This is a genomic window from Coleofasciculus sp. G2-EDA-02 (genome assembly GCF_040226375.1).
GTDB lineage: Bacteria > Cyanobacteriota > Cyanobacteriia > Cyanobacteriales > Coleofasciculaceae > Coleofasciculus.
Genome location: NZ_JAVKEW010000052.1, coordinates 22,398 through 45,763, shown reverse-complemented (window position 1 = coordinate 45,763; position 23,366 = coordinate 22,398). Strand labels below are relative to the sequence as shown.

The window sequence follows — 23,366 nt, the reverse complement described above, 5'->3', positions numbered from 1 at the left end:
CGGTCGTGGCGAGTTCGTTATTGACAAAAAGAGGAGGTCAATCAGATTGGATTACTGCACACCAATTCACCGTAAAGATGGTTATAGCTATACATTTTGATCACAATTGCTTAGATATGCACAGAAATCAAATTACAGTTTTAAGCCCCTAGGAATGTTGGATGCGCTTTGACGATAGACATTCTACAGCTTTGTCATCTAAAACAAGAATCCATAGGTAAGAGTCGTTAAAAATAATGGAATATTTCATCGGCAACCGCAGTGATGCGACATCCTCCACTACCCTAGAGTCAGCCAGGAAACAAAGGCAACGTGAGAAATGACACCCCAATCCCCTCGGCAACCTTAATTCGGAAACCTTAATAGAGATATCAATACTTGCAACAATTCTTAACAAGCTTTACAACTAGAGAGAGAACCCTCGACCAAGAGTACTGCTTCACCGGGGCAGCAAAACGGGGTTGAGCAGGAGTTCATCCCCATCCACGGCTGGGAAAGCTGGCGGCGATTGCCGTTCATCGGGTCAAGGTTTCAACAGCTTATACCAGTACTTGAGGGAGCAATGACAGACATTTAAGATCCATTGTAAGGAGAGTCAGTACTCTGTGATCCAACGCTTCAAGCAGGACTTAAAAAACGACCTAATCGCCGGTCTACTGGTAGTGATTCCCCTCGCTACCACAATCTGGCTGACGATTACCATCGCCAATTGGGTGATCAATTTTCTCACCCGTATCCCCAAGCAACTCAATCCCTATAATAACCTCCACCCCATTTTGGTCAATCTCTTGAATTTATTGGTGGGGCTAACGGTGCCCCTCCTGTGTATTCTGCTGATTGGCTTAATGGCACGTAATATTGCCGGGCGGTGGTTGCTGGATTTAGGAGAACGAGTGTTACAGGCAATTCCCCTAGCTGGCTCAGTCTATAAAACGCTCAAACAGTTATTGGAAACCCTACTTAAGGATTCCAGCAGCAAATTTCGGCGGGTGATTTTGGTGGAGTATCCGCGTCAGGGAATGTGGGCGATAGCCTTCGTCACGGGAACAGCCACGGGTGAAATTCAAAGCAAACTCAACGACACCATGTTGAATATTTTCATTCCCACTACCCCAAACCCGACCACAGGATGGTATGCTGTTGTGCCGGAAAATGAAGTGATTAATCTCTCGATGTCGATCGAAGATGCCTTTAAGGTATTAATCTCCGGTGGAATTGTTGGACCGGCTGAATCCTCCATAGGTATGCCCCTAAAGATGCCATACGGTAAGACGACACGAGAGCAACCTCTACCCGATATGCGCCCGCAGCAGATGTTACCCACGGAAGAAAGTTCCTAGGGATTAGGGATAGGGGAAGAAGGGGACAAAGCACAAAAGACACAGGACAAAAGAACAAAGGACAAAACCATGCAACCCCGTAGAATTGCTCGTGAACTGGCGCTTTTAAGCCTCTCTCAGATGCCTACTGAACCGGAACAGCTTGAGGAAAAACAACTGAGTCAGATGGTATTGATCGCCGTGAGGACTCTAACCGATGAAATTCACGAAGCATTAGAAACAGCCGCAGCAGAACTCAAACGCGGGAGCGATCGCCTCCTGGGGAGTGAAACCCGCGCGATCGATGTGCGAAGTGCTAAAACGATGGTCGCTGACGCCATAGAATTGACTCAGAAAGCGATTAACCGTATCGGTGTCGCCGTAGAAATGCCGGAAATGATTCAGCTAGCTAATCAAGCAGAGGTGCGGGCTTATGCCATAGAAATTCTACAGGCGATCGGTCGCAGGCAAGTAGAGATTGATCAAATATTAGTTCAATCTCTTAAAGATTGGCAGATTAATCGCTTACCCCGCATTGACCGGGATATTTTGCGAATAGCGGTGGCAGAAATAGCGTTTTTAGGCATTCCCGATCGCGTCGCGATTAACGAAGCCATAGAACTGGCTAAACGCTACAGCGATGAAGAAGGGCATCGATTTGTCAATGGCGTGTTGCGTCGCGTCACTATCCTGATGAGTGAGCCAGACTCCCCCATTCTACAAAAGTCCATTTAACCCTAGGTACAATCCGATCAGCCCTACCCTGATCGCGATCGCTAAAAAACTATCGTAACGTGGGGGAAGATGTCAAATATTGCTAAGGATACTCATAACTCCAACTAACAACTCAAAATGTCGGTAGGGGCGGGTTTAATCACATTGGGGTGACAAAAAAAGTTTAATCGTCAAACCCGCCCCTACTCAAAACCATGCCCTCGATCGCAGCGAAGGGTCAAAACTCAAAACTATTTCTGGTTAGGTGCAATGGTGTTTAATTGGTTCCGCCGCCAAATTGGTAAAAGTGAAGCAGCTTCCGACGAACAGACGCAGGAGCAGCAGTCAGCAACTCCCCAGGTTGAATCACAGCAACCGGAGAGTGAGTCTACCACTCAGGAGAACTCATCAACAGTTGATGAAGACTATCTGAGTTGGGCAAAAGCAGCTTATACAAACCTGCAAAAGCAGCAGCAAGCACCCTCAGAAGCTCAAACCCCAGCGCCAGAGGTTCAACCGGACATAGCTGAACCTACTCAAGCTGAAATAACCGAGACGACAGAATCAAAAGAAATCTCCCCAGACTCAGAAACGGTGGAAGTGGCTCCAGAAGAGACGGCACCTGTAGAGTCAGTCTTTGAGCAGCCAGAGGGTGAAGTCACAGAAGCCCCAACACCAACGGTATCTCTAGAATCCACAGTTGTCACTGAAGCTGAAACCGAACAACCAGAACCTGACCAAATCGAGGTTCCGACGGCTTCAGACACCGTAGCCGAAACGGAAACCCCAGCAGTACAGCCAGAACCTCCGGCTACGGAAGAATCAGCGACTGTCCCGATTTGGGCAAGGAAAGCTGAACGGGAAGAACGACTCAAACGGCTCGAAGCAACGGCGATTGAGACGCCAGAACCGGAACCCGTCACCCAACCCACCGCCCAATTAGAAGCAGAAGCGGGTGTAGCCTTTGATGAAGAATTTTTGTGGTCAGCTAAAGTCTTAGCGGCTCAAGGGCGTACCCCTGACGATGTTTCCGCCGAGGAAATTAGCTGGCTCAAACAGCTCCGCTCTGGACTCGGCAAAACTCGTCGCAGCTTAGTCAATCAACTCAAGGCGATTGTTGGTCAAGGTCCGTTGAACCAAGACGCCGTGATGGAAATCGAGGCGTTGCTGTTGCAAGCGGATGTGGGTATTGAGGCAACGGATTACATTATTGAAACCCTGCAAGCCAAAATGCGCCAGGAAGTCTTGCCTCCTGAACAAGCGATCGCGTATTTGAAACAAATTCTCCGGGATTTACTAGATAAACCCGGTCACGAGTCTTACGGTTCCAACTTTTTCCCGGAAAAAGATACCCTGAATATCTGGTTGATGACTGGGGTGAATGGCGCTGGGAAAACCACTACTATTGGCAAACTGTCTCACTTAGCCAATAAATCGGGTTACAAATGTTTAATTGGCGCTGCCGATACCTTCCGGGCGGCGGCGGTGGAACAGGTGAAGATTTGGGGAGAACGCAGTGGCACAGAGGTGATTGCTAATCCGGGCAAGAATACTGATCCAGCCGCCGTGGTATTCGATTCAATCACAGCCGCTCAAGCCCGAAATACGGAATTGCTTTTGATAGACACCGCAGGGCGTTTGCAAAACAAGAAAAATCTGATGGAGGAATTGGCGAAAATTCGCCGGATTATTGATAAAAAAGCACCGGAGGCGAAGGTGGAATCTTTGCTGGTATTGGATGCTACCCTTGGTCAAAATGGTTTGCGTCAAGCTGAGGTGTTCTCGGAAGCGGCAAAACTTAGTGGTGTTGTGTTGACTAAGTTGGATGGTACGGCTAAGGGGGGTGTGGCTTTGGCGATCGTGCAGCAACTGGGACTGCCGATTCGATTTATCGGTGCTGGGGAAGGGATTGAAGATTTGCGTCCTTTCTCAAGTTATGAGTTTGTTGAAGCGTTATTAAGTGGATGATAAGCATGTAAACGTTTTGTATTCGTTATTTAATAATGGATACGTTAAAGGACAAAGGACGAATGACATAAGACAAATGATAAAAATATGTAGCGATGTAACAATAGCCGAAAAAAATTAAGAAATATTGCCATAACTTGCTCCCATTGCTATGGTATGCATTGTCCATTTAGCGAATTATTGTGGGCAATTATGAATATCTTGCTCAATATTGGGGACTATGCATGTCATCGTTCAACTGGGAACGTGGGTAAAGTTGTAGCTTATGGGCATCAACTCATAGATAGTGTGTATCTACCCACTCTCAAAGTTGAAGTGCAGGTGGTGAATGAGACGGGAATGAAGAAACGAACATTCATCGAAGATGTGTTTCAGGAATGGATGCGGGTAGATCAAGGAGGTAACCTTGGGGAGCAGACTGAGACGGATTTAGCGATCGCGTAAGGTTGAGAGGGCGAATCACCCCGCGCTCTTATTTTTCTAGATCAATGCTCTAGTGATATCGATTGTAATTTTGCCACCAAAATCAGGGATAGGAGCAGCGGGTTTACTCAGCCGCACTTGTACTCGCTGTACTCTATCTAGCTGTAACAGAGCCTGTGCGATCGCGCTGGCTAATTTTTCCACTAAGGAAAACTTAGAGGTTGTGATCAGTTGCTTAACCGTTTCGATGGCTTGGCGGTAATCCAAAGTATCAGCAATATCGTCACTCTCACCGGCGGCGGCTAAATCCAGCCATAACGTGAGATCCACTTCAAACCATTGTCCGAGTACCCGCTCTTCTGGCAGATAACCCGTATAGCCGTAAGACCGAATTTTATTGACCTGTATACAATCCATTGATAATATCTGTCTATAGATAGAGTGAATTTTTGTAATCTTAACCTAATAAGCTCATTTCCCCCATTTCCCCCTCCCCATCTCTCTATGCTTTCTATTGAAAATTTAAATGTTTAGAATTGTTCATATTCAGTTAATCTAACTAAAGAAATGTTCTCAAGTGTTACAAAGCTTAAACTCTTCCCGGAAAATATGAGAATATTTTCCAAATGCTTAACACGTCTCTGAGTACACATGTCGTTCTCTCACTCCTCCGAGTCTAATGCAAATCACTAATCGCATACATTTTAGGAATCTACAGGGTGATATATTTGGGGGTCTCACCGCTGCGATTATCGCACTTCCCATGGCACTGGCTTTCGGGGTTGCCTCTGGCGCTGGCGCTGCAGCTGGTCTTTGGGGTGCTGTCTTAGTTGGCTTTTTTGCTGCCCTGTTTGGCGGTACACCCACTCTCATTTCCGAACCCACAGGTCCGATGACCGTGGTCATGACTGCCATTATCGCCAAGCTCACGGTAACGGCGGATAGCCCAGAACAGGGTATGGCTATGGCATTTACCGTAGTCATGATGGCAGGGATAATCCAAATTGTTCTCGGTGCATTGCGGTTGGGTCGATACGTTACCCTAATGCCCTACACCGTAGTGTCCGGATTTATGTCTGGGATTGGATTTATCCTAGTCATCCTGCAACTCGGACCCTTTTTGGGACAGGCAAGTCCTAAGGGTGGCATCCTGGGCACGGTTCAAAACATAGGTACGCTGTTACAGAATATCAAGCCCGGTGAGACGGCTTTGGCAGTCTTGACGGTTGCTATTCTGGTCCTGATGCCAATTTTAGTGCGACAACTTGTACCGTCTAATATAAGGAAGTTTATCCCGCCGCCGCAGTTAGTAGCGCTGGTGGTTGGAACAGTCGTTGCTCTGTATGCGTTCCCCCTGATGGATGATATCCGACGCATTGGGGAAATTCCTACCGGTTTGCCTACGTTACAAGTACCAACCTTTAGTGCGACTCAGTTCCAAAGCATGCTCATTGATGCCTTGGTTTTGGGGATGCTTGGTTGTATTGATGCCCTACTCACCTCCGTTGTTGCCGATAGTTTAACTCGTACTCAGCATGACTCGAACAAAGAATTAATTGGTCAAGGTATAGGTAACTTGATGTCCGGGTTATTTGGCGGTATTGCAGGTGCTGGTGCAACCATGGGAACCGTGGTCAATATCCAAACCGGTGCTAGAACTGCCGTATCGGGTTTAACTCGTGCCTTAATTTTGCTCGTTGTCATTTTAGGAGCCGCCAATCTAACCGCTTGGATTCCCATGGCGGTTCTGGCAGGAATTGCCCTCAAGGTAGGTATAGATATTATTGACTGGGGCTTCCTGAAGCGAGCGCATCAGGTTTCGATTAAAGCCGCCATGATTATGTATGGCGTGATCATCCTTACCGTCTTTGTTGACTTGATTGTCGCTGTTGGTATTGGTGTGTTTGTTGCCAATCTCTTAACCATTGAACGTCTCTCCAAAGTCCAAGCCAATGATGTTAAGACGATTACGGATGCTGATGATGCCATCCAGATGAGTGCTGAAGAGAAAGAACTGATCGATCAAGCCGATGGTCGCATCCTATTGTTCCATCTGAGTGGACCGATGATCTTTGGGGTGTCCAAGGCAATCTCCCGCCAGCATAATGCAATGGCAGATCATGATGTCCTGATTGTGGACTTAAGTGATGTCCCTCATTTAGGTGTTACCTCTTCGCTGGCGATTGAAAACGCCATTCAAGAAGCCATTGATAAAGGTCGTCAAGTCTTCATTGTTGGTGCTACGGGTCAGATCAAACGACGCCTGCAAAAACTGGGGATTCTGTCACTCTTACCGGCACATCATTTGCACATGGATAGGACCGAAGCGTTGCGCCAAGCCGTTGCTGCGGTCAAGGGATATGAACCCCCGGCAAATGGTACATCCTCAACTGCCTATCCCACTCAAGCCGATGATGTTGCCATCAGCAACTAAAAGATTCAAATAAGGCTAGTTATATAGGATAGGGTTGATATATAACCCCCCTCCCTCCAATGGAGGGAATTTTTTTATGGGCGTGAATAGAAATTTGGAACACAAATGTAATATGTAAGCTAGACCATAAGAAAGAATTGGGATAATTATTATAAATATTGAATCGGTAAATTTCTTAATTTTGTCACAAAGACTTATAATTGTAGGAAGAGTTAAATGCGGTAAAATAAGGTTTGCTTTTTCTAATTGACTAAAAACAAACCTGTGTCCAGACCAATAAGGATAGGTCGGTGCCAAAAAGCAATCCAGACGATCTGATAATAGATTAGTCAAGTTAGGGTTGTGTGATAGGTATTCATTCTATCTCAGCACACTCTAGTTAGGAATTCGCTTAAATTCAGATGTTAATGGATTTAGGAGACAAGCCGTTTAAGCACTGCGGCTTGACGGAAAACGTTTTGAGGAACTAAATGTATTGAGTGTCACTAAACCTCAAGGATAAGTCATTAATTAACCTCACGGAGTTGAAGATAAACAGTAGATGGAAACCATGAGTTTTTCAGACCTGATCCAACCGATTCCTATAGTAGCAACAGCGCCAGAAAATGGTTCAATTGTACTCGCTGGCGTGTTGCTTAGTTTAGTCGTCATTTATCTTGCCAGTAAACTAGGTGGAGAGTTATCTAAAGCAGTTGATTTACCGCCGGTTTTAGGTGAATTAGTCGGCGGTGTTGTGGTGGGTGTTTCAGCGTTGCATCTGCTAATTTTTCCTGAAAGTGGCGCAGTTGCGGCTGATTCGCTACTAATGAAGTTGCTGCAATGGATTGGTAATTTAAGCCCAGAGGCTGTCACCAGTGTCTTTGAAACCCAAAGTGAAGTAGTCTCGGTTTTAGCCGAAATTGGGGTGATCATCCTCTTATTTGAAATTGGCTTAGAATCGGACTTACGGGAACTCAAAGAAGTGGGTTACCAAGCGGCAATTGTGGCGGTGGTGGGAGTCGTCGCCCCGTTTGCGGCGGGTACAGTCGGCTTGATGTTTTTCTTTCATGTTGCCGCGATTCCGGCGATTTTTGCGGGTGCTGCGTTAACGGCAACTAGTATTGGTATTACATCCAAAGTTCTCTCGGAATTAGGGCGTCTCAAATCAAAAGAAGGTCAGATTATTGTCGGGGCGGCTGTTATCGATGATGTTTTGGGTATCATCGTTTTAGCCGTGGTTGCTAGTCTCGCTAAAACCGGTGAGGTTGACGTTTTCAACGTTATCTATCTGATTATTAGTGCGACTGTTTTCCTACTCGGTTCTATTTTCCTGGGTAAGTTTTTCAACCACTCCTTTGTCACGATTGCTGATAAGTTACAAACGCGAGGCAAATTGGTTATTCCCGCGTTTACCTTTGCCTTTTTAATGGCGTTTTTAGCGAATGTGATCCAATTAGAAGCGATTTTAGGGGCATTTGCGGCGGGATTAGTTTTGGATGAAACAGATAAGCGCAAAGAACTGGATAAGCAGGTTGTTCCCATTGCCGATATTTTGGTACCCATTTTCTTTGTGACTGTGGGGGCGAAAGCGGATTTAGGGGTTCTCAATCCTGCGGTTCCGGCAAATCGGGAAGGATTAGTGATTGCTGTCTTCTTAATTGTGGTGGCGATTATCGGGAAATTGATTACAGGTTGGACGGTTATTGGACAACCTCAAATTAACCGTTTGGCGATTGGGGTTGGTATGATTCCTCGTGGTGAAGTGGGATTGGTTTTTGCGGGGATTGGTTCAGCCAGTGGGGTTCTGAGTAAGCCTTTAGAAGCGGCGATTATCATTATGGTGATTCTGACGACGTTCTTAGCGCCACCTTTCTTGCGAATAGCGTTTAAAGGTTCACCAGAGTCTGCGGAAATTGAGGAGTCTAAAGAAGCTCTGGAACAGGCAGATTTGTTGGGATAGAGAACCGTAGGGGCACCATTGGTGTCAACTTAAGCGCCAAAAGCAGGGGGAGCAATGTAGAGACGCGCCATGGCGCGTCTGGGAGCAGGGATACCCTCGCTGAAAATTAGGATTGGCAAGGGTTGTAGCTTAAGTGGAATAGATTTGACGGTGAAATGGGGCGCACACCGTGCGCCCCTACAATACTAATCAACCATTTTAGGTGTGCCATGCCACTACTGGCTTCCAAGGTATTCAGATAGAAAACGGGTTTACAGATGCCTAATTTCAGCTAACGCTTGATGTAACGCCCCACGATGTCTCCAGCCAACGAATCCGCTGTAAAGACATTCCCCTTCGGGATTAGCGACAAAGATATGATCAACTTGTAACGGATTTGTCCAGATGCGAATCGTGAATCCGTTGGCTAAAGTGATGTAGGGTTGACTACGGGTAAAGTCTCGCGGATGAGCATCAGTCATTCCAGGTATTGACTGCAAGCGTTCAATTAAGTTAGCGGTAAAATCTAGGGGGGAAGGGTCAGTTATTGTCGGATTTGCCCAAAATTCCCGGATAATTCCGATGACTGTGGGATGATTTTTGAGTTGGGCATGGGCTAAATTGGGGATACTCACAAACTTGGCTCCGGAAAACTTGGTTGATTCAACGGTAATTGTGCCGTCGCTACCCCTATCCCTATCGCCAGCAATGACTAACGTAGGAATCTTTTTGGCGATGGATTGGGCAATCTGGCGGCGATTAATCCCTAGGGCACTAGCCATACCGATACCAACAGTAAAGGGGTCTATTAATCGGGCTAAATCTGCGCCGCCAATTGGGGATGCAACCAATACAAAGGATTCTATTTTAGACCACCATTCTGGATGTTGATTGAGAATTTCTAGCCAAATTAAACCGCCCATGGAATGACCGATAATTCGGATCGGGGTATCCGGATATTGGGTAATAGTTTCAGTGGCTATTCCTTCTACTTGTTTAATTAATGGTTCAATTCGCCACCAGGTTTTCAACCAACCCAGATTGGGTGTAACCAAGTGAGACTGGGGAGTGGCTAAGGTTTTCGCTAAGGCTGCGATCGCGTGATGGGTATCCGCCCAGCCGTGTTGGGCAAATAGAATAAAATCTGGCGTTTGGTTCATGGGCATCATCGAGAACGAAATAATCAGGAATAAAATAGGGTTATAGCAAAAGGCATAAGGACTGTTTAGTCATGGCTTATAGCGATTTTAAAACAATCAATCAAGTTAAAGCCAAGTTCGATCTGACGATTAATCTAATTAATTTGTTTCCCCAAAGCGAACAGATTGAACCGAGCGACTACCTTAAAATGACTCTGAGACGTAATTTGAAAGTCGCCTTTGATAACGACACTGAAAAAGCTCGTTCAGAGTTGATAATTGCACCGTTGTTGATAGAAATCAGAGAGATGTTTAATGGTAAAATTAGCTTGTTTTCTGGTCGAGATTTTAATGTTGATGCCAGCCAAGGACTCAATGGCTTTTGTGACTATATTTTGAGTGCCTCACCGTTTACATTAGAAATCGAGTCCCCAGTAGTGACAATTGTCGAAGCCAAAAATGAGAGTACTACTGTCGGTTTAGGACAGTGTATTGCGGAGATGGTAGCCGCACAACGGTTTAACCAAGCCAGAGACCAAATGATTGAAAGTATCTATGGTGCTGTAACCACGGGTCGCGTCTGGCGCTTTCTCCAGCTTTCGGCTCAAACGGTTGCAATAGATAACGAGGAATTGGTGATCGAGGATGCCGACGATATAAATATTTCTAAGATTTTAGCCATTTTAAGTCAGCCAATTCAACGATTGCATCTTTGTTAATCTGTTCAGGATTTAGATGGCAATACCTCAATCTATCAAAGAGAACAGGAAACTCGGTCGGGGCGGGCGCGAGTGACATCTGGGTGGGTTAAGAAAGGATAATAGTGAAACCCGCCCCTACACCGAACCATGGTACGTTCGTTCCTGAATAATCATCAATTAACCTTTAACAAATAAGGACGAATGACGTAGCTTGCTTCTCGCGATAGCGAGTAGGACGAAATACCAATAACAAATCAATTATCAATGATAACTGGATTTTCCCAAAAGTCGCGAATCACTTCCGCTACAGCCGGATGATTTTTTAGGGTGGGATGAGATAATGTGGGCAGATAAAAGAAATTTGCACCAGGAACCTTTGTCTCTTCTAGAGTCACTGCACCGTCCGTTCCGCCACCAATATCCCCCGCAATCACTAACGTGGGAATCACTTTAGCAATAGATTCCGCCATCTGGCGGCGATTGTCAAGCATTGCCCCAGCTATCCCGACACCCATTCCCAAAACCGTAAAATTTCGGGCTAAATCCACCCCACCGATGGGTGAAGCCACAAGGACTAACGACTCCACCTGAGAGTACCATTCAGGATGTCGGTTGAGGAGTTCCACCCAGATTAATCCCCCTAGGGAATAGCCGATAATCCGGATCGGTGTATCGGGATACTTGGCAATTGTTTCCGTGGCTATTTCGTCCACTTGTTTGATTAACGGCTTAATCCGCCACCAAGTTTTTAACCAACCGAGATTGGGTGTAATCACGAGAGTCTGGGGAGTCGCCAGGGTTTGCGCCATCGCTGCGATCGCAACTTCGGTATCCGCCCAGCCGTGTTGGGCAAATAGAATATAATCTGGGGTGTCACTCATTCCGCCAAACTCCTAAACTTTTCTCTGTGGCTCCTGAGAAGACCTCACTGTTTGGGATGGAAGCGTCAACCACTTAGTTTAGCTTTCACCATAGCTTGAATCTTGCGACCTTCAGCACGCCCTTTGAGCTTTTCCATTGTAGGTCCCATGACTTTCCCCATGTCTTTGATGGAACTTGCGCCAGTTTGGGTAATAATTTCATCCAGTACCGCTTCAATTTCCTGATCCGACAGTGGGGTAGGGAGATATTCTTCAAGTATGGCTAACTCTTTTGCTTCTTGTTCAGCCAAGTCTTTCCGTCCAGCGTTACGATATTGTTCAATTGAATCCCGACGCTGTTTAGCCAGTTGAGCTAAAAGTTCAAGTTCCTGAGTTTCAGTGAGACTGTCTTGTCCTTGAGGACGCACGCTTATCTCTTTTTCCAGGATCAGCTTTTTGATACTGCGAACCGTTTCCAGCCATACTTTATCTTTCGCCTTCATCGCGACTTTGATGTCTTCAGAGATGCGGTCTTTGAGGCTCATATTACTATTGAGTAAACAACTTATTAAATTATTATAATATCTCTGACTCTTTACTCTAAAAAATAAGTACCCAACTCTTGAATTTGCTCAACCCAAGCCTTAACCTCATCAGTCACTTTATATTTCCAGTCTAGTTGCAATACTTCTCTGGTATAAGAATCGTCAAAAACTACATTATCTTTATTTTCAAAGATTGGTGGCTGGAATTTCACGCCAGCCGCCTGGGCAAACAATGTCGCCATCTGACTAATACTCAAATCTTCTGGTGCGGCGAGATAATGTCCTCCTTTCTCGCCTCTTCGCGCTACAGCGATATAGCAATCGGCTAAATCATCAACATGAATCCATGCTATTTCCTTACAGAACGGTTCGATAGTCTTACTGTTACTACTGGGGCGCACAAGTGCGACAACTTGGAAATCTTGGGTTTGGCAAAACTTCTGGCATAATGCTCCCCCAACATAGCCGGTTGCTCCCAGGATCAAAATAGTTTTAACCGAGGTTTTCTCATTTACCAATGTGTTAAATTTTGACATAAGTTCATCAAAATAGTGATGGTTTCAACAGGACTTATTTTTACTATAACTAGCTGGCACCACTTTATCCCTACTACAAATCCGTAATGTCCGATACTTTGGCTACTCTATCGCTTCATCTTGTTCCCTCTGCCACTGGGCTAAAATCTCACCCGGATTAAACCCACGGTATTGAAGGTAATTCCATACCTTTGGCTTTGTCTTCGGGTCAATCTTATGAAAATCAGTGATTTTATATTTTATCATAACCTTAGCTTTTAAACCATCCAGTTTTCCCGGTTCTTCGTCTTCCATTTGACACTGCCAGATTTGTTCAAAAAACTCAGAATCAATCCCCTTTTCTCGACATTTCCGCTTAATGACTACTTTTCCATATTTACCACGATATGACGTAATCATACTTTCGACAAAGCGAGTATCAGACTGGTAATTGAGTCGTTGGAGTTTTTCAATAGATTCAGTAATATCCGTAACATCAAACCCTTTTTCTTGAGCTTTTTTGGTTAATTCAAAAACACTATAGTCTCGACGTGCTAAAAGCTTGCATAAATAGTCAATACAAGTCATCTTAATTATAAATTAGGTGTTGCTTTTTGCCAGAAAATTATTTTGTGGATCTTCGACTAAGATAACAGGGATAGAACTCATTTCTAGAACCGCTTGCGACACGGAACCGATTCGCACCTGTTGCCAACGTTGATGTCCCCGTTTTCCCATGACAATATCTGCCACTTGATACTCTTGCGCCACACGAACTATTTCCTCTGGAATGGAACCCTTAATCGTGATAAACCGATAGCGAATATCACTGAGCAATCGTTGAGTGCGATCGCGCAGCTTTTCTACCTCCTCTATTTCATCACTATTGATAACATGTAAGACAATCACTTCACCATCTGTACGCCGAGCAATACTAGCGGCTTTCCTTAAAACCTCTGTCGCCAAGGGAGATGTATCCACAGCCGCTAATAGTACAGTATGAGTCACCACAGTTACTTTCGTCGGGTCAACCTCTCCCCGTTCCAATAATTTTGGCGCAAACGTAGGAATTGCCCAAGCACCAATCGGTGCCGTGGTCAAAATTGAAAGCGCCGCGATCGCTAAAATTACTTCTCCCCCTTCAATTCCCCTAGCGAAAGGAATCGCACCAATCGCCGCTTGTACCGTTGCTTTTGCCATATTTCCCGGCAGTAAAAACAACCGTTCTTGCCATGTCCAATTACTCCCTAACGTCGAGAGATACCAACCCACGGGACGACCGATAAACAAACCAATAGCTAACACTAAAAGTCCCGGTAAAACTGTATTCCCTAATACCTGGAGTTGAACGCTAGCCCCCAACAAAACAAATAGGACAATCTCCGCCACAATCCAAAGGCTATCAAATCCACCGCGTAGGCGTCGAGCCAACGGTGCATCCAACTCAATCAAAAAGAACCCCATCGCCATAGCGGCTAAGTAACCCGAATAAGGCAATGTTTTCTCAAGAATTACCAATAATAGAGCAATTCCAGCGGCAATTAAAACATCTTGAACCGTGTTTTGTGTCCAATTTTGTTCCGTTAGCAGCGAGACGATTAAACGAGCCGCCGCGTAGCCAATTAAGACGCCCAGTCCGATTTCAATGAATACTTGAAACGGCAGTAATTGTACGGCTGAAAGTGTAAATACTCCAGGTAAGGTGATGGTTTCAATTCCGCCCTGACCTAAAAAACTCAACAATAAACTAAATAGAAGTAATAATAGAACATCGGATAAGGCACTTCCCGTGAGAATGGCATCGGGAATTCCCTTAGTCACCCCCCAACCCAAACGTTTCAGTCGCAGCATTCCTGGGACAATTACCGCCGGAGATTCTGCGCCAATGATGCAACCCAAGAGTAACCCAGTGGGAACGTCAAACTGAAAAATCCAGATCGCGGCTAACGCGATCGCAATTGCCTCAAACCCCGCCGGCAAAAAGCCTAACCGCAGCGCCACACTTCCCTGAGAAAGTAGCTTTTCCCGATCCAACCCCAATCCTGCTTTCATCAAGATAACCATCACAGCAACGGTTCGCAGGCTATCCGCCGCCTCCAGTACATCTGAACTGATGACATTGCCAACCTGTGGTCCGAGGACAATCCCCACCAAAATCATGCCGATCAACGGTGGCGCACCTAAACGACGAGCAATTTGACCCCCAAAAAAGCCCATCAGTAAAATCCACAATGTGCTGGTTAACATGGAGGATTATGGTTCTGAGGAAAGATAAAGGATAAATAATTAATTCGACTGACTATCACGACGCCCTAGTTCATAAACAGCGCCACTGATACAAGCCAGAAGCCCCATACTAATTGCCCAACTCGAACCCAGAGTAAGTTCGACACCCCAGTTGCAGCCAGCGCCAACGATTAAAAATGGCACAATGCTGAACAAAGAAGCATAGAATGCGTTTTGGGCTTCTCTTCCCCGACGAGTGCGTTCATATTCCTTCACAGAGGTGTAGAGCGATCGCTCGGCAAAGTTAAACCAGCGATTTAGCTGTTCCATGATCCAGTGGCTTAGCGTCGAGAAGCCCCAGTAAAGCGCTAGCGCCCACAACGATGCACCCGCGATCGCGCTCGTATTTAACTCGAATGGAAAGGGCAAAAGTTCAGTGATCATGAGTGGCTTGGTAGGATAGGGCGACTAATGAGTAATTAATGTATCTTAACAAAATGCCGCTGAACGAGTGAAATGACAAATCCCAGCTTGCGGCAAAATAGGTAAGTTAGCCCCCATCTGTTTGAATATGACTACTGCGAGCCAAAAACGAACCGAAAATCGCCCCAGTCACCAGGCTATGCAACTTTTGGCAATTGGCATGGGATTGTTGATGATAGTTATAGCGTGGATGGTAGATGTGCCTAGCGCGATCGCACAAGATAATACTGTCAACTACACCCTTACAGAATTACACTATCGAGATTTTTCCAATCAAAACTTAGCGGGAACCTCCTTTGCTGGTGCAGATTTACGCGGCGCCTCTTTTCGAGGAGCGTCTCTTCAAGGATCAATTCTCACCAAAGCGGCGTTTTTTGAGGCGGATTTGACTGGAGCTAACCTGTCAGAGACTTTAGCGGATCGAGTTATCTTTGACGGTGCTAATTTAACCAATGCTATTTTTACTGATGCTATTGCCAATCGCAGCCGCTTTTTTGATGCCACGATTACCGGGGCAGATTTTTCCGGTGCATTGCTTGATACCTATCAAATCTCCTTAATGTGTCAACGGGCAGAGGGTGTTAATCCCTTCACCGGCGTTTCCACGCGGGATAGTTTAGGGTGTCGCTAGTTACTGATAATTTATCAACAAAACCCGTCTTTGAGCAAACGTCAACCCTAAAGAATTTTGTCCATTGAAAAACAACAGCAACTTTTAAATTTTTGCCCGTAATTTCCTATAGTGACACAAGTTGTTTTGGAGTTGCGCTGACTGACCTCACACCCTTCAGTTGCATAGCTCCCAGTCTTGTATTTGAGTAAATTATGAACAATCCAGTTTATCGTTGCTGTTGTTTGTTGACGAGACAGATATTGGGGTAAACAGATCTTTTGACCTTGTTATCGTGATGTTTAAGTTACACTAGACTAGACTCGGTTATCTGTCAGGAAAGCTTTATAGCTTCACTTTTTAACTTTACTCCTTTCTGGTTTGTGTGGACTAAGAATGATACAGAAGTTTGCTCATTGAAAAATAATATAATAAATCGATATAATAGTTTACAATAATTTGGCTCTTGCCGAACGAAGTACCTGAACATAAACTTGGTATTGTAAATTTTAAATAAGAATATAGTCAGATATAGTTATGTTTGGTAATATATAGACATGAAACTATAATACCTTCTATACTATCTACACACTTAAGCCACGGTCATGATGGTAACTCAGCCATTAGATACTCTAACCGAATCAAGTACATTTCAGAGAAAACCTGGCTTAATTCTAAACGTAGATTAGTGGAAGTATTTTTTAATTTGGGTTGATTGTCAAACTTAAAATCGGTGATGAAATCGGTATTGTCTTCTAATCAGTTAGAGCTATTTAATCCATCTAAACCATCTAACCTTCTATGGTTTAATCCTAAATTTACATTTGTGGATTTATTTTCTGGTATTGGTGGATTTAGGATTGCTCTTGAAGAGTTAGGAGGAAAATGCTTAGGCTATTCAGAAATTGATAAAGAAGCTATAAAAATTTACAAAAAAAACTTTATTAGTTATTTGAACTCAGAAGAAGTAAATCTGGGGGATATTGTCAAACTTGGGAAATTTCCTTTTTCGGTGGATATAGTAGTTGGTGGAGTTCCTTGTCAACCCTGGTCTATTGCTGGAAAAATAAAAGGTTTAGATGATCCAAGGGGAAAGCTTTGGTTTGATGTAATTAGAGTTGTAGCACAAAATCAACCAAAAGGGTTTATATTTGAAAATGTAAAAGGCTTAACAGAGCCGCGACATAGGCAAAGCTTTGAACTAATAATCAGCAAGCTTAAAAGCTTAGGCTATAACGTTAAAGCCAGTGTAATCAATTCCTATGACTTTGGCGTTCCTCAGGATAGGGAAAGGGTATTTATAGTAGGAGTTAGAGATGACTTAGATAATAGCGAATCTTTCCAATTTCCTGAACCCTTGCACGTTAAACCAAAACTTTATGAATTTATAGAGGGTATTGAGGCTAGTGAAGTGAGAAAGAAAAAATTCTCTCCCGATATTTTGTTTGCAGGGAAAATACCGGCTTCTAGAGGTAGATTTCAAAAAAATGATGAGTTAAATGATTTCTTTATCTTTACAGATATTCGAGATGGACATACCACGATTCACTCGTGGGATCTTGTCAGGACTACTCAACGAGAAAAATTGATTTGTAAAACAATACTCAAAAATAGAAGAAAAAAGAAATATGGCTTGAAAGATGGTAATCCTTTAAAATTTGAATTTCTAGATCAACTTATCCCAAATTTGACCGCCGCCGAACTCGACAAGTTAATTGCCAAAAAAATACTTCGATATATTGAACACAAAGGCTATGAATTTTTCAACTCTAAGATTTCTTCAGGAATCAATGGAATTTCTAAGATATTTCTACCAAATTCCGATGTAATTGGGACGTTGACGGCAACGGGTACTAGAGATTTTGTTGCCACTGTATCACTAGACTCTCAAGAACCTCAAGAGTATAAAAATACATTCATTCGAGAAATTTATAGAAAAGGAAAGTACAAACCTTTATCTGCAAAAGACTATGCTAGATTGCAGGGCTTTCCAGATTTGTTTACAATTGCTGACAAGGAAAATACTGCTAAAAAGCAATTTGGAAATGCGGTATCAGTTCCTGTTGTTTATCATATAGCTAAAGCTTTAGTGAAAGTAATTTTATAGCGAAAGTTACATGAATGATTCCAAAAAAATCAAAACGGCTATTCAATCCGTCATCAAAGAAATGATGGATAAGGTAATGGAGAATGTACTCATTAAGAAGCCTTTTATTCCTGAAGAGCATAGAGCATTTAAACCTCTCTACGCTGCTTTAGTCCCCGATGAAATTTTCAAAGGTTCTTACTTTGAGAGAAGATTTGTCACTCCCTTTGGTAAAGTCTGGGAAAAACTAGCTATAGTAGCTGCTAAAGAAGGATTGGGTTATGGAGTGATGAATCACACTATTCACGGATTAGTAAAAACTGAAAGGCTTAGGCGAATTACAGAAGTACTCAATAAGCTAGAACACCCACCTTTAGAACAAGCTAGAGTAAGACCAGATTGGGATAGTGAATTGTCTTATATTTTAGATGGAGATGGTGAAGATATACCTGTACAGGTAATCTGTGATATTTTTGCTCAAGATAAAACTAATAGTAAAACATATGCTTTTGAATTAAAAGCACCACTACCTAACAGCGATCAAACAAAAGTTAGTAAAGAGAAAATCCTAAAGTTGTATAGTATGAACCCTAAAAAAGTTGATGAGGCATACTTTGCATTACCCTACAATCCTTATGGATTGAAAGAAGACTATGCCTGGTCTCCACCTACTCGATGGTTCAATATGAAAGAAGATGAAGTTGTTTTAATTGGTAATGAATTTTGGGAAAAAGTGGGAGGTATAGGCACTTACCAATCATTTATCAATGGATAATTAATAATTGATAATTAATAATTGATAATTGATAATTGATTAATTGGGTCTAAGACCTCTTCGTTTACGAAGAAATTAAAAAATATTTTCCTTAAATTCAATCCTCTTCTTTTAAGGAGAGGTCATTATCCATTGTTCATTATCCATTGTCAATTTGTAAATCATAGTTCTATTTTATTTCTGTTAACAATAATTATGACAAACAACAATAATCAGTACATTCGTTGGTTTGAGAATCTTACCTCCGATGATGTGTCAATAGTCGGGGGGAAGAATGCTTCATTAGGTGAAATGATTCGCAGCCTAAAAGATGAAGGCGTTCGTGTACCTGATGGCTTTGCTACTACGGCTGATGCCTACCGTAAATTCCTTGAGTCTAACCAGCTAAATGAAAAAATAAAGTCGCATTTGTCGGAACTAGAAAGTGATAAAATTCCTCTAGAGGAAGTCGGCAAATCTATCCGCAAGCTATTTCATTCTGCCGACTTTCCCGAAGACATTGCCAGTAAAATTCGTGAGGCTTACGACCAACTCAGTCAACGCTATGATACCCAAGATGTAGATATCGCGGCTAGAAGTAGCGCAACGGCTGAGGATTTGCCGGAAGCAAGTTTTGCGGGTCAGCAGGAAACATTTCTGAATATTACTGGCTATGAAGAATTATTAGAAGCCTGTCGTAAATGTTATGCTTCCTTATTTACCGATCGCGCGATTAGCTATAGACAGGCCCAAGGCTTTGACCATCTGAAAGTGGCGCTTTCGGTGGGGGTGCAAAAGATGGTGCGATCAGATAAATCTAGCGCTGGGGTGATGTTTTCCCTGGATACCGAGACTGGCTTTCCCGATGTGGTTGTAATTGATGCGGCGTGGGGATTAGGTGAAAATGTGGTACAGGGTTCAGTAACGCCAGATGAATATCGGGTGTTTAAACCCTTATTAGAGGATGCCAATCTCAAGCCGATTATTGAGAAAAAACAGGGCGCCAAAGAGAAGAAAATGATCTACGCGAAAGGGGGAAGCGAGACGACGCAAAATATAGACACATCGTCCCAAGAGCGTAATTATTTTGTCTTGAATGACGAGGAAATTTTACAACTGGGTCAATGGGCAAGTGCGATTGAATCCCATTACCAAAAACCCATGGATATGGAATGGGCAAAAGATGGGGATACAGGCAACTTGTTTATCGTGCAAGCGCGTCCAGAAACAGTTCAATCCCAAAAAGAAGCCGGATCATTAAAAACCTATAACCTCAAGGAAAAGGGCAAAGAAATCCTTTGTGGACTCAGTATAGGGGATGCGATCGCGGCGGGTAAAGTATGCCGAATTAAGAGCGCCGCAGATATTGACCGATTTGAAGAGAATTCTATCCTAGTGACAGGAATGACTGACCCCGATTGGGTGCCGATTATGAAAAAAGCTGCCGGAATTGTCACTGATCACGGGGGACGTACCTGTCATGCGGCAATTGTGAGTCGGGAGTTAGGAATTCCCGCTATTGTGGGAACGGGTGATGCAACGAGCGCTTTAGAAGATGGTCAAGAGATTACTATTTCCTGTGCCGAAGGCGATCGCGGTTTGATTTATCAGGGAATATTAGAGTATGAGGAATCGGAACTCAAGTTGGAAGAAATTCCCCAAACCAAAACCCGAATTATGATGAATATTGCCAGTCCGGATGCGGCGTTTCGCTGGTGGCGATTACCCTGTGAAGGCATTGGGTTGGCACGGATGGAGTTTATTATCAATAATGTGATTAAAATTCATCCCATGGCATTGATTCATTGGGATGAGTTAGAGGATGAAGATGCACGCCAGAAGATTCAGGACTTGACTCAGGGGTATGAGGATAAGACAGAATATTTTGTCGATAATTTAGCCCGGGGAATTGCCAAAATCGCCGCCGCCCAATATCCTGATCCCGTGATTGTGCGGATGAGTGATTTTAAGACCAATGAATATGCTGATTTGATTGGCGGTCAACAATTTGAACCAAAGGAAGCCAACCCCATGCTGGGATTCCGGGGTGCATCTCGGTATTATAGCGATCGCTACCGGGAAGGGTTTGCCGTGGAATGTCGCGCCTTGAAACGGGTACGAGAAGAAATCGGCTTTAATAATGTGATTATCATGATTCCCTTCTGTCGCACCCTGGATGAGGCGGATAAGGTTCTCCACGTCTTGGCAGAAAATGGACTCAAGCGGGGGGAAAATGAGTTAGAAGTTTATGTGATGTGCGAAATTCCCTCTAATGTGGAGTTAGCGGAGGAGTTTTCTGAACGCTTTGATGGCTTCTCCATTGGTAGTAATGACCTGACTCAGTTAGTTTTAGGGGTGGATCGAGATTCTGGTGATCTGTCCCATCTATTTGACGAACGCAATCTAGCGCTCAAGAAAATGATCCGGCGACTGATTAAAACCGCGCATCAGTGCGATCGCAAGGTGGGTATTTGTGGACAAGCACCCAGCGATCATCCGGATTTTTCCGCGTTTTTAGTCGAAGCGGGAATTGATTCGATTTCCCTGAATCCGGATAGTGTGAGTCAGGTGAAGCAGCAAGTCGCACAACAGGAAGGTAAGAGATAAGGGGTAGATTGGGGGGAGATGGTCCAGACAAGTTAAATATCTTGCCAAACTCCCCCCATCGATGCTAGAGTATATACGGTTGATTTTCGGTAAGTAAGCTTGTTTCGATTTTTTCGATTTCGATTTTGTCCGCAGGCACTTCTCCGATTTATCTCGCTACAGGTTCAGTAAAAGGAAGTGCCTTATGTCTATTTACGTTGGTAATTTGTCCTACGATGTAACTCAAGATGATCTGACGGAAGTTTTTGCCGAATACGGCACCGTCACTCGTGTGAGTGTACCTAAAGATCGTGAAACCGGACGTCCACGAGGGTTCGCTTTTGTGGAGATGGAGTCTGACTCTAACGAAGACAGTGCCATTGAAACCCTTGATGGTGCTGAATGGATGGGACGCTCAATGAAGGTTAACAAAGCAAGACCAAGGGAACGAAGCAATGGAAATGGAAATCGCGGTGACTATAGCCGTAGCTCTTTCTAGGTAAAATCGCTCCAATTCCCCGCTCGTCTCGTGCGGCGGGGATGGATAGTGAATGTTTCGCTTTCTGTGTCATACTTATATCGCTACACTGGATGAGAGTGGTGACATAAATCGCGCCTTGTGAGAAAAGTTATTTTCTCATCCTGACAGTTATGGCAAGAGCGCTATAACGTTAAGCATTTAGCGGTGGGAGTTTCAAAAGCTGATTTCCTTATTTTTCTATGAAATTAGGAACGATAAGGAATTAATTTATTATAGCTTTTGAATTTTGAGGGCAGGTAATTGTCTGCCCTTTTTGTGTTGAGCTTCAAAGGAGATAAGCATGGCTCAAGTGATTATTGGAGAAAACGAGGGAATTGAATCTGGACTTAGACGATTCAAGCGCAAAGTATCTCGCGCTGGGATTTTCTCAGACATGAAGAAGAACCGCTTTTTTGAAACTCCCTTGGAAAAGCACAAACGCAAGGAAATAGCCAGACACCGACAACAACGCAGATATCGGAAACGGCGTTAACAACGGTATCTATGGAACTCGCAAGGTAACTAGAATCGTTCCCGTAAACGATTCTCAAGTAGACCAATCTAAGAGGAATGGCACTGAAAATTTACATTTTTGGATCGCCGAAACCCTTGGTATATCGTAGGGTGGGCATTGCCCACCAGCCTCATCTGAACGTGCTATTCAACCTAAGAGCGATCGCCGAATCACAAAAAACTACGTACCTAATCAAGGGAAAAAGTCCGAGAAATTAAACTTTTGAATATCCTTTGCGAAATCGTTGTAGTGCGAGCGTCTTGCTCGCTACTAATACCCAATTTACAGCAGATTTGGTGGTTGATGAGGTACAGCCTCAACCAAGATCCCCGACAACTCCTAGGGCGTCGGGGATCTGTCTGTGTACCTCACTTACACGCCATCGCGCTGTAAATGCATGACAAACAAAATAGGAGAGCTTTTACTGAAGCCAATCATAAGCGCCCTGATTGGTCAGGATCAACTCCAGTTCTATGAAACCATTAATTGGCAAAAGCAGAGTGAACGTTTCCGACAAACCAATCTCATTTATCCAGACTATTACAGTCAGCAAAACTTTCATGGTATTCAAGGCGGCTACCTTAATACTGTCGCGGCTATAACCTATGATACTGTGACGGCTTACCCCTATTCGCGACTGAGGTTGTACCTAGACTTTTCCATCGCTAAACTTGGTAAGTGGCTCATCTTATTGTACAGAAAAATGTATCTAAAAATAGTCCAATCGCCAGGGACAAAAGGGATTTTCCGCTTTAGTCAACAGACGGTAAGGGAGGTTTTTCTTCCTTAACTCTGCGGATGGGAAGATTGGCAATTAATGCTGTTGCCCGTTGGTTACTTTCTAGGGTAAACTCCAAACCCTCTTGATCAATCTCCACATAACGAGACACAACTTCTAAAATTTCCTGACGCATCGACTCAATCATCTTTGGACTAAGATCGGCGCGATCGTGGGCAATAACCAGTTGTAGGCGGCGTTTTACTTCCGCGCGACTGTTACTGGCACTTGTCCAGGGAAAAAGTCGTTCTAGAAGTTCGCTAATCATGGGGT

23 protein-coding genes are annotated in these 23,366 nt (G+C 44.0%); 14 read left to right on the top strand and 9 right to left on the bottom strand.

The features are described 5' to 3' along the window. Positions 1 to 605 precede the first annotated feature (605 nt). The 4 genes from RLO19_RS05370 to RLO19_RS05355 all read left to right on the top strand — a co-directional run bounded on the left by RLO19_RS05370 (position 606) and on the right by RLO19_RS05355 (position 4,445). Complete coding sequence (locus RLO19_RS05370) at positions 606 to 1,340, top strand: DUF502 domain-containing protein (RefSeq protein ID WP_446354510.1); 735 nt, start codon at positions 606 to 608, stop codon at positions 1,338 to 1,340. Positions 1,341 to 1,409: 69 nt separating this feature from the next. Beyond that, positions 1,410 to 2,054: a transcription antitermination factor NusB gene (gene nusB, locus RLO19_RS05365; RefSeq protein ID WP_446354508.1), complete on the top strand. Its 645-nt coding sequence runs from the start codon at positions 1,410 to 1,412 to the stop codon at positions 2,052 to 2,054. A 249-nt stretch (positions 2,055 to 2,303) separates the two neighbouring features. Continuing rightward, positions 2,304 to 4,001 (top strand): signal recognition particle-docking protein FtsY, encoded by a 1,698-nt coding sequence (ftsY, locus tag RLO19_RS05360; protein WP_446354506.1) that lies wholly within the window; start codon positions 2,304 to 2,306, stop codon positions 3,999 to 4,001. A gap of 156 nt (positions 4,002 to 4,157) precedes the next feature. Further along, complete coding sequence (locus tag RLO19_RS05355; RefSeq protein WP_446354504.1) at positions 4,158 to 4,445, top strand: hypothetical protein; 288 nt, start codon at positions 4,158 to 4,160, stop codon at positions 4,443 to 4,445. A gap of 36 nt (positions 4,446 to 4,481) precedes the next feature. Here the strand turns inward: RLO19_RS05355 and folB are convergent, their stop codons facing one another. Continuing rightward, positions 4,482 to 4,841 carry a dihydroneopterin aldolase gene (gene folB, locus RLO19_RS05350; protein WP_446354502.1) on the bottom strand — a complete coding sequence of 120 codons (360 nt, stop codon included), beginning with the start codon at positions 4,839 to 4,841 and terminating at the stop codon, positions 4,482 to 4,484. A 262-nt stretch (positions 4,842 to 5,103) separates the two neighbouring features. Here folB and bicA point away from each other — a divergent pair, with 262 nt between their 5' ends. Both bicA and RLO19_RS05340 read left to right on the top strand, forming a co-directional pair. Next, on the top strand, positions 5,104 to 6,858 hold the full coding sequence (gene bicA / locus RLO19_RS05345) for a bicarbonate transporter BicA (RefSeq protein ID WP_446354501.1): 1,755 nt from the start codon (positions 5,104 to 5,106) through the stop codon (positions 6,856 to 6,858). A gap of 550 nt (positions 6,859 to 7,408) precedes the next feature. Then, positions 7,409 to 8,797 carry a cation:proton antiporter gene (locus RLO19_RS05340; protein ID WP_446354499.1) on the top strand — a complete coding sequence of 463 codons (1,389 nt, stop codon included), beginning with the start codon at positions 7,409 to 7,411 and terminating at the stop codon, positions 8,795 to 8,797. Positions 8,798 to 9,048: 251 nt separating this feature from the next. Here RLO19_RS05340 and RLO19_RS05335 read toward each other — a convergent pair whose 3' ends face one another. Continuing rightward, positions 9,049 to 9,936: an alpha/beta fold hydrolase gene (locus tag RLO19_RS05335; protein WP_446354497.1), complete on the bottom strand. Its 888-nt coding sequence runs from the start codon at positions 9,934 to 9,936 to the stop codon at positions 9,049 to 9,051. A 71-nt stretch (positions 9,937 to 10,007) separates the two neighbouring features. Here RLO19_RS05335 and RLO19_RS05330 point away from each other — a divergent pair, with 71 nt between their 5' ends. Then, positions 10,008 to 10,634 carry a hypothetical protein gene (locus RLO19_RS05330; RefSeq protein WP_446354496.1) on the top strand — a complete coding sequence of 209 codons (627 nt, stop codon included), beginning with the start codon at positions 10,008 to 10,010 and terminating at the stop codon, positions 10,632 to 10,634. 236 nt (positions 10,635 to 10,870) lie between these two features. On the opposite strand, the gene RLO19_RS05325 is transcribed toward RLO19_RS05330, so the two are convergent. The 6 genes from RLO19_RS05325 to RLO19_RS05300 all read right to left on the bottom strand — a co-directional run bounded on the left by RLO19_RS05325 (position 10,871) and on the right by RLO19_RS05300 (position 15,206). Then, positions 10,871 to 11,497, bottom strand: a complete 627-nt coding sequence (locus tag RLO19_RS05325; RefSeq protein ID WP_446354494.1) for an alpha/beta hydrolase — start codon at positions 11,495 to 11,497, stop codon at positions 10,871 to 10,873. 65 nt (positions 11,498 to 11,562) lie between these two features. Continuing rightward, entirely contained in the window at positions 11,563 to 12,021 is a 459-nt protein-coding gene (locus RLO19_RS05320; RefSeq protein ID WP_446354492.1) for a GatB/YqeY domain-containing protein, read from the bottom strand. Positions 12,022 to 12,071: 50 nt separating this feature from the next. Further along, positions 12,072 to 12,557: a hypothetical protein gene (locus RLO19_RS05315; RefSeq protein WP_446354490.1), complete on the bottom strand. Its 486-nt coding sequence runs from the start codon at positions 12,555 to 12,557 to the stop codon at positions 12,072 to 12,074. A gap of 102 nt (positions 12,558 to 12,659) precedes the next feature. Continuing rightward, positions 12,660 to 13,124 carry a regulatory protein RecX gene (locus tag RLO19_RS05310; protein WP_446354488.1) on the bottom strand — a complete coding sequence of 155 codons (465 nt, stop codon included), beginning with the start codon at positions 13,122 to 13,124 and terminating at the stop codon, positions 12,660 to 12,662. Positions 13,125 to 13,136: 12 nt separating this feature from the next. Continuing rightward, positions 13,137 to 14,783 (bottom strand): cation:proton antiporter, encoded by a 1,647-nt coding sequence (locus tag RLO19_RS05305; RefSeq protein WP_446354486.1) that lies wholly within the window; start codon positions 14,781 to 14,783, stop codon positions 13,137 to 13,139. 39 nt (positions 14,784 to 14,822) lie between these two features. After that, positions 14,823 to 15,206, bottom strand: coding sequence for a hypothetical protein (locus RLO19_RS05300; RefSeq protein WP_446354484.1), 384 nt, complete (start codon positions 15,204 to 15,206; stop codon positions 14,823 to 14,825). 127 nt (positions 15,207 to 15,333) lie between these two features. Between RLO19_RS05300 and RLO19_RS05295 the strand changes: the two genes are divergently transcribed. From RLO19_RS05295 to RLO19_RS05265, 7 genes are all read left to right on the top strand, one after another. Continuing rightward, positions 15,334 to 15,876, top strand: coding sequence for a pentapeptide repeat-containing protein (locus RLO19_RS05295; RefSeq protein ID WP_446354482.1), 543 nt, complete (start codon positions 15,334 to 15,336; stop codon positions 15,874 to 15,876). A 715-nt stretch (positions 15,877 to 16,591) separates the two neighbouring features. After that, the gene (locus tag RLO19_RS05290) at positions 16,592 to 17,962 is read left to right on the top strand and encodes a DNA cytosine methyltransferase (RefSeq protein WP_446354480.1); all 1,371 of its coding nucleotides are present in this window, start codon (positions 16,592 to 16,594) and stop codon (positions 17,960 to 17,962) included. A 10-nt stretch (positions 17,963 to 17,972) separates the two neighbouring features. After that, positions 17,973 to 18,716 (top strand): TdeIII family type II restriction endonuclease, encoded by a 744-nt coding sequence (locus RLO19_RS05285; protein WP_446354478.1) that lies wholly within the window; start codon positions 17,973 to 17,975, stop codon positions 18,714 to 18,716. 195 nt (positions 18,717 to 18,911) lie between these two features. Next, positions 18,912 to 21,302 (top strand): phosphoenolpyruvate synthase, encoded by a 2,391-nt coding sequence (gene ppsA / locus RLO19_RS05280; RefSeq protein ID WP_446354477.1) that lies wholly within the window; start codon positions 18,912 to 18,914, stop codon positions 21,300 to 21,302. A gap of 184 nt (positions 21,303 to 21,486) precedes the next feature. Beyond that, positions 21,487 to 21,780, top strand: coding sequence for an RNA recognition motif domain-containing protein (locus RLO19_RS05275; protein ID WP_446354476.1), 294 nt, complete (start codon positions 21,487 to 21,489; stop codon positions 21,778 to 21,780). Positions 21,781 to 22,102: 322 nt separating this feature from the next. Then, positions 22,103 to 22,294 carry a 30S ribosomal protein S21 gene (gene rpsU, locus RLO19_RS05270; protein ID WP_006103066.1) on the top strand — a complete coding sequence of 64 codons (192 nt, stop codon included), beginning with the start codon at positions 22,103 to 22,105 and terminating at the stop codon, positions 22,292 to 22,294. A 418-nt stretch (positions 22,295 to 22,712) separates the two neighbouring features. Next, positions 22,713 to 23,105, top strand: coding sequence for a hypothetical protein (locus RLO19_RS05265; RefSeq protein ID WP_446354475.1), 393 nt, complete (start codon positions 22,713 to 22,715; stop codon positions 23,103 to 23,105). Here RLO19_RS05265 and minE read toward each other — a convergent pair. After that, complete coding sequence (minE, locus tag RLO19_RS05260; RefSeq protein ID WP_446354473.1) at positions 23,068 to 23,361, bottom strand: cell division topological specificity factor MinE; 294 nt, start codon at positions 23,359 to 23,361, stop codon at positions 23,068 to 23,070. The genes RLO19_RS05265 and minE overlap by 38 nt on opposite strands. Positions 23,362 to 23,366: the final 5 nt, after the last annotated feature.

Bases quoted from the DNA above. Each gene is read 5' to 3' on its own strand.
- RLO19_RS05305 (WP_446354486.1), bottom strand. From the start codon at position 14,783: ATGTTAACCAGCACATTGTGGATTTTACTGATGGGCTTTTTTGGGGGT.
- RLO19_RS05330 (WP_446354496.1), top strand. From the start codon at position 10,008: ATGGCTTATAGCGATTTTAAAACAATCAATCAAGTTAAAGCCAAGTTC.
- RLO19_RS05300 (WP_446354484.1), bottom strand. From the start codon at position 15,206: ATGATCACTGAACTTTTGCCCTTTCCATTCGAGTTAAATACGAGCGCG.
- RLO19_RS05315 (WP_446354490.1), bottom strand. From the start codon at position 12,557: ATGTCAAAATTTAACACATTGGTAAATGAGAAAACCTCGGTTAAAACT.
- minE (WP_446354473.1), bottom strand. From the start codon at position 23,361: ATGATTAGCGAACTTCTAGAACGACTTTTTCCCTGGACAAGTGCCAGT.
- RLO19_RS05285 (WP_446354478.1), top strand. From the start codon at position 17,973: ATGAATGATTCCAAAAAAATCAAAACGGCTATTCAATCCGTCATCAAA.
- RLO19_RS05295 (WP_446354482.1), top strand. From the start codon at position 15,334: ATGACTACTGCGAGCCAAAAACGAACCGAAAATCGCCCCAGTCACCAG.
- folB (WP_446354502.1), bottom strand. From the start codon at position 4,841: ATGGATTGTATACAGGTCAATAAAATTCGGTCTTACGGCTATACGGGT.
- RLO19_RS05290 (WP_446354480.1), top strand. From the start codon at position 16,592: ATGAAATCGGTATTGTCTTCTAATCAGTTAGAGCTATTTAATCCATCT.
- RLO19_RS05340 (WP_446354499.1), top strand. From the start codon at position 7,409: ATGAGTTTTTCAGACCTGATCCAACCGATTCCTATAGTAGCAACAGCG.
- RLO19_RS05310 (WP_446354488.1), bottom strand. From the start codon at position 13,124: ATGACTTGTATTGACTATTTATGCAAGCTTTTAGCACGTCGAGACTAT.
- RLO19_RS05355 (WP_446354504.1), top strand. From the start codon at position 4,158: ATGCATTGTCCATTTAGCGAATTATTGTGGGCAATTATGAATATCTTG.
- RLO19_RS05320 (WP_446354492.1), bottom strand. From the start codon at position 12,021: ATGAGCCTCAAAGACCGCATCTCTGAAGACATCAAAGTCGCGATGAAG.
- RLO19_RS05335 (WP_446354497.1), bottom strand. From the start codon at position 9,936: ATGAACCAAACGCCAGATTTTATTCTATTTGCCCAACACGGCTGGGCG.
- nusB (WP_446354508.1), top strand. From the start codon at position 1,410: ATGCAACCCCGTAGAATTGCTCGTGAACTGGCGCTTTTAAGCCTCTCT.
- RLO19_RS05325 (WP_446354494.1), bottom strand. From the start codon at position 11,497: ATGAGTGACACCCCAGATTATATTCTATTTGCCCAACACGGCTGGGCG.
- rpsU (WP_006103066.1), top strand. From the start codon at position 22,103: ATGGCTCAAGTGATTATTGGAGAAAACGAGGGAATTGAATCTGGACTT.
- RLO19_RS05265 (WP_446354475.1), top strand. From the start codon at position 22,713: ATGACAAACAAAATAGGAGAGCTTTTACTGAAGCCAATCATAAGCGCC.
- RLO19_RS05275 (WP_446354476.1), top strand. From the start codon at position 21,487: ATGTCTATTTACGTTGGTAATTTGTCCTACGATGTAACTCAAGATGAT.
- bicA (WP_446354501.1), top strand. From the start codon at position 5,104: ATGCAAATCACTAATCGCATACATTTTAGGAATCTACAGGGTGATATA.
- ppsA (WP_446354477.1), top strand. From the start codon at position 18,912: ATGACAAACAACAATAATCAGTACATTCGTTGGTTTGAGAATCTTACC.
- ftsY (WP_446354506.1), top strand. From the start codon at position 2,304: ATGGTGTTTAATTGGTTCCGCCGCCAAATTGGTAAAAGTGAAGCAGCT.